Source organism: Bacillus sp. AP8, assembly GCF_000321185.1.
In the GTDB taxonomy this organism is placed as follows: Bacteria; Bacillota; Bacilli; order Bacillales; family DSM-1321; genus Bacillus_AD; species Bacillus_AD massilioanorexius.
The window spans coordinates 1-801 of record NZ_CAPG01000113.1 but is presented as its reverse complement, the minus strand read 5'-3'; the positions used below and the strand labels follow the sequence as shown (position 1 = coordinate 801).

Genomic DNA, 801 nt, shown 5'->3' with positions numbered 1-801 from the left:
AAAAATGATAACCCTGTCGGAGTAAATTTCCGACGAGTATATGTAAATGAAGCTGGACATTTTACCCAAGACAAAGATGGTGCCTGGATAAACAACGTTACGGCATTTAATATATCCATTTCTTGTAACCATTGTGATGAACCAGGATGTGTCAAAGGATGTCCTACTGGTGCCATGCATAAACGTAAAGAAGATGGTGTAGTGGTAGTTGACCATGATAAATGCGTAGGCTGTAAATATTGTACGTGGAACTGCCCATATGGTGCACCACAATATAATGAGGAGCTTGGCATGATGACGAAATGTGATACATGTCTTGATTTAAGAGAAGCAGGTGAAAAACCAGCATGCGTTGCAGCTTGTATTATGCGTGCGATTGATTTCGGACCAATTGATGAATTACGTGCAAAATATGGGGATACTGCTGATATTAAAGGATTGCCTAGCTCGAAACATACCAAACCAAATTTAGTTATTAATCCGCATAAAGATGCTGCTAAATAATCGTTAAGGAGGGATTAAGATGCATGAATGGCCATTATTAATATTTACTGTATGTATGCAGGCAGCCATAGGAGGAATGGTAGTACTATGGTTCTTGCATAGAAAAGTTGAAAAAAGTGATGTGGATTCTAATAGCGCTGTCAAAATACCATTAATTGTGATTACTGCTTTATCAATCATTGGATTAGGTGCTTCATTTGTCCATTTAGGAAAACCGAGTCATGCTTTTAATGCAATCTTAGGATTTGGACATTCTTGGATGAGTCGTGAAATCGTAATTACAGGATGCTTTATTGC

Annotated in this window: 2 protein-coding genes; both read left to right on the top strand. The window is 38.0% G+C overall.

Going from position 1 to position 801, the window contains the following annotated elements:
• On the top strand, nucleotides 1-504 hold a 504-nt coding region (locus BN349_RS22895), incomplete at its 5' end, for a DMSO/selenate family reductase complex B subunit (RefSeq protein WP_019244606.1).
• A 19-nt stretch (nucleotides 505-523) separates the two neighbouring features.
• The coding region (locus BN349_RS22890; protein ID WP_019244605.1) for a DmsC/YnfH family molybdoenzyme membrane anchor subunit at nucleotides 524-801 on the top strand (278 nt) is incomplete at its 3' end.